This window comes from Caballeronia sp. (genome assembly GCF_049581465.1).
GTDB lineage: Bacteria > Pseudomonadota > Gammaproteobacteria > Burkholderiales > Burkholderiaceae > Caballeronia.
The window spans coordinates 1-3,966 of record NZ_JBAUSA010000290.1 but is presented as its reverse complement, the minus strand read 5'-3'; the positions used below and the strand labels follow the sequence as shown (position 1 = coordinate 3,966).

Below are 3,966 nucleotides of genomic sequence, written 5' to 3'. Positions count from 1 at the left end.
AGCAAGTGGGTGCCTTGCAGCGCATCAAAGTAGGCGAATACGACGGCCGCAAGTCCGACCGCACTGAAGAGTTGGTGCAAAGCTTTTCGGCAACGGGTATCGACGCGACGCTCTCCGACGACATCGCGAGAGTGTTGTGGGAGAAGTTTGTATTCCTGGTTGGCTTGTCGACCATGACGTGCGTCACTCATTTGACGATCGGACCCATTCGCGAAAGCGAAGGCAGCCGGGGTGTGCTTCGGTCGGTCATCGCCGAGGGTGTGTCGGTGGGTCGTGCACGGGGCGTCTCGTTGCCTGAAGACTATGCCGACCAGGTGATGGAACTGGTCGACAACCTGCCCTACACCATGACCTCGTCCATGTTCCACGATCTCGACAAGGGTAACCGCATCGAGCTGCCCTGGTTGGGCGGCGGCGTGGTTTCGCTTGCCCGCCAGGCTGGCGTCGAGGCACCCGTCAATACCGTACTCACGAATGCCCTTTCGCCGTACGTGAACGGTCGCGCCAGGACGTAACACGCCGCCTCTCCAAGCCGAATCACAAGGAGCTTCCGCGGCACGATGCGGGAGCGGTGGATCGACACGTCGGTGCGACGCCACCAATCCTTGCAAGGATTACCCGATATAATGGTTACCCAATAAAATCGCGCCGGGAGCACCCGTGCCTATCCAGGAGGCGGGAGGCACTCGCTGCGTAATGGAGTGCGCTCGAAATGAAGGATGTCAATGTGGACATGGTGAGAAGTTTTCTACTGGGCGCGAGGGCGGCGGACGGCGAGAAGCTGCCTACCGAGCGCGCACTAGCGGAAGATCTTGGGGTGTCGCGCAACGTGATCCGCAAGGCGTTGGCCGCGATGGAAATGGAAGGCCGCGTGGTTCGTAAGGTCGGCAGCGGCACCTATTTCGTGAAACCCCCGGCTGGAAAGACGACTGCGGGCGCGAGCGCCGGGACAGTCCACGCGCAAGTGCTGGACGTGAATCCGAAACAGATTATCGAGGCCCGGTTTGCGTTTGAGCCTTACATTGCCGGTGTCGCCGCGATGAACTGCACCACGCTCGACCTGGAGCGGATGACCGAGTGCGCGCGCCAATACCACCTTGCGAACAGTTTCGAGGCCTACGAAGTGGCGGATGAAAACTTCCACATTGCGATTGCCATGGCCACGCACAATCCAGTGTTGATCAGCGCGTATCAGTCGTTTACCGCCGCGAACGCAATCGCGGAATGGGGCAGCATCCGCCAACGGTTGCTCACGGGCGACCGTCGTACTGCGTCGCGCAACGAACATGACAAGATCCTGGCCGCCATTCGCGACCGCGACTCGGGGGCCGCTGTCGGCGCTGTGCGCGAGCACTTGCAATACGTTGCGTCCGCACTACTGCAGTCTTAGCACGGCGGGGCTACGTGGGTGTGGTCTCACCCAATCCTCAACCTTTTTGTTTGGCGGCAGATCGTTGGGTGACAACGAACCAATAGATGCAGATGGCTAACCAAAATTGGCGCCTATCACCTTACACTCACCATGAGCAGCCGCCCTTTACTTTTGCAAGTCCTCGACGGCTTGCGTGAAGCCGCTCCTCTCCGCGAGGCGGATGCAAACCCGCATTTCCTGGAATCAGTCCACAGCTTTCCTGAATCCGGGACGCTGAATAATCACTCAGGTTAGCTTAGTATCGACTTCGGCTCCAGGAAGGCCTCAAGTCCAAACGTGGCATATTCGCGACCGATTCCCGATTGCTTGAAGCCTCCAAACGGCGCGGCCGGTTCGTGCGTCAGCGTTTTGACGAGCACTCGTCCCGCGTCGATGCGTGCAGCCACCGCGCGCGCCGCCACCGGATCCGTGGACAGCACGTAGGCCTGAAGTCCATAGAGGGTATCGTTTGCAATCGCGATTGCGTCCTCGAGGTGGTCGTAAGCGATGATCGACAGCACCGGGCCGAAGATTTCCTCGCGAGCGATGGTCATGTCGTTGCGCACATCGGTAAACACGGTCGGCCGGATGAACCAGCCGCCTTCAAGCCCATCCGGGCGGCCTTCACCGCCCGTCAGCAAGCGCGCGCCTTCGTCGATCCCGATACGGATGTAGCGCTGAACACGCTCCCACTGCTTTTGGCTGACCATCGGACCGATGTGTGTTGCCGGATCACGGGGATCGCCCACTTTCGTACGGCCGACTTCGTCCCGTACCAGTGCTTCGAATTCCGCCAGACGTGCGCGAGGCACGAGAATTCGCGTTCCCGCAATACAAGCCTGGCCGCTGTTCATGAATCCGGCCTGGATCGCTAGCGGCACGGCTTGCGCGAAGTCCGCATCGTCCATGACCAGCACCGGCGACTTGCCACCCAGTTCAAGCGTCACGCGCTTCAAGGTCTCGGCGCCCGCGCGCAAGATGGTCTTGCCCACCACAGTCGAGCCGGTGAACGATATCTTGGCGACGTCCGGATGCGCGCTGATCTGCGCGCCTACGGTCTCCCCCCTGCCCGTGACAATGTTGAACACGCCCGCTGGCAAGCCGGCCTCGTGCAGCGCTTCGGTCACAACGCGTGTCTGAATCGCGCTCATCTCACTGGGCTTGACCACGGCCGTGCAACCCGCCGCGATAGCGCCCGCGAGCTTGCCGCAAATGAAGCCGGCGTTGCTGTTCCAGGGCGTGATCAGGCCAGCCACGCCGAGCGGCTGCATGACAACATCGGCGGTTCCGGCCCGGCGGACAAATTCATAATTGTCGAGCACCTTGATCGCGTCCAGCAGGACGCTGGCGGCGTGTTTCGCCATCCATCGCGCACGCGATACCGGTGCGCCGTACTCCTCGACGATCGCATCGAAAAGGGCTTGCTCCTTCGCTTCGACCGCTTCGTGCATGCGCCGCAGCAGGGCCATGCGTTCGGTCTTGTGCGTCACCGAGAAAGCCGCGAACGCGCGTTTTGCGGCCTCGATCGCGCGGCGCGCATCGTGTTCGTCTGCGAGACGAACGGTGCCGATCACGCGACCGGTGGACGGGTTGAACAGCTCGAAGCGCTCCGTTCCGTGCGGCGTCACGAAGGCGCCGTCAATATAAATCTGGTCGATGTGTTGCATGCGTGGCTCCTGCCCATTGCGTTCAGTGCCATCACAGTAAGCCCAGAAGACTAAGCTGACTAGCCGTATAATCGTGGACGTTATGATGAACAAAACAGGACAATGAAAACGTCAGGACTTGGCGAACTGGAGGCCGTGCTCGCGGTCGCGCGTCATCGCAGCTTTCGCGCGGCATCGACGGAACTGGGAGTCTCGACGTCGGCGTTAAGTCATGCCGTCGCGGCACTGGAGGAACGCATCGGCGTGCGGCTGTTTAACCGCACTACCCGCAGTGTGTCGCTGACCGAAGCGGGCACGCAGTTTGTCGACAGCATTGCGCCGGCGTTATCGACTATTCGGGTGGCAATCGAGCAGGCCGGCAGGCACCGCGATACGCCGTCGGGCACGTTGCGCATCAATACCTCCGCCGGTGCGGCGAAACAGGTGATGCCGTTGTTGATGGAGTTCCTCAAGCGCTATCCCGCGATGAAGCTCGACCTCGTCACTGAAGGCCGCCTGATCGACATCGTGGTTGAAGGTTTCGATGCCGGCATACGGCTTACCGAAAGCGTGCCGCAGGACATGATTGCCGTTGCGTTTGGGCAAGCGCAGCGATTCGCGGTCGTGGGCAGCCCGGACTATTTCGACAAGAATCCAAAGCCGCTGGCGCCCACCGACCTGGCCGCGCATGCGTGTATCCGGTCGCGCATGCCGAGCGGGGCAATATATCGATGGGAGTTTGCGCGTCATGGCGAGACGCTCGCCGTCGACGTCAAGGGCATGCTTACGCTGGACGAGCCTTCGCTCATGCTTCAGGCGGCGCGCGAAGGCTTGGGGCTCGCGTATCTGACCGAATGGAATGTGGCCGCGGATCTTGCCTCCGGTACGTTGCAGCGTGTCCTTGAAGAC

At 61.2% G+C, this 3,966-nt stretch carries 4 protein-coding genes; 3 read left to right on the top strand and 1 reads right to left on the bottom strand.

Annotated features, from left to right (window positions below):
* Both WCA53_RS07310 and WCA53_RS07305 read left to right on the top strand, forming a co-directional pair.
* On the top strand, positions 1-515 hold a 515-nt coding region (locus WCA53_RS07310), incomplete at its 5' end, for a ketopantoate reductase family protein (RefSeq protein WP_423907447.1).
* Positions 516-712: 197 nt separating this feature from the next.
* Entirely contained in the window at positions 713-1,390 is a 678-nt protein-coding gene (locus tag WCA53_RS07305) for a FadR/GntR family transcriptional regulator (RefSeq protein WP_423907445.1), read from the top strand.
* 272 nt (positions 1,391-1,662) lie between these two features.
* On the opposite strand, the gene WCA53_RS07300 is transcribed toward WCA53_RS07305, so the two are convergent.
* Positions 1,663-3,078 carry an aldehyde dehydrogenase family protein gene (locus WCA53_RS07300; protein WP_423907443.1) on the bottom strand — a complete coding sequence of 472 codons (1,416 nt, stop codon included), beginning with the start codon at positions 3,076-3,078 and terminating at the stop codon, positions 1,663-1,665.
* 102 nt (positions 3,079-3,180) lie between these two features.
* On the opposite strand from WCA53_RS07300, the gene WCA53_RS07295 reads away from it, so the two are divergent.
* On the top strand, positions 3,181-3,966 hold a 786-nt coding region (locus tag WCA53_RS07295), incomplete at its 3' end, for a LysR family transcriptional regulator (RefSeq protein ID WP_423907440.1).

Coding starts and splice junctions, on each gene's coding strand:
- WCA53_RS07305 (WP_423907445.1), top strand. CDS start 713: ATGAAGGATGTCAATGTGGACATGGTGAGAAGTTTTCTACTGGGCGCG.
- WCA53_RS07300 (WP_423907443.1), bottom strand. CDS start 3,078: ATGCAACACATCGACCAGATTTATATTGACGGCGCCTTCGTGACGCCG.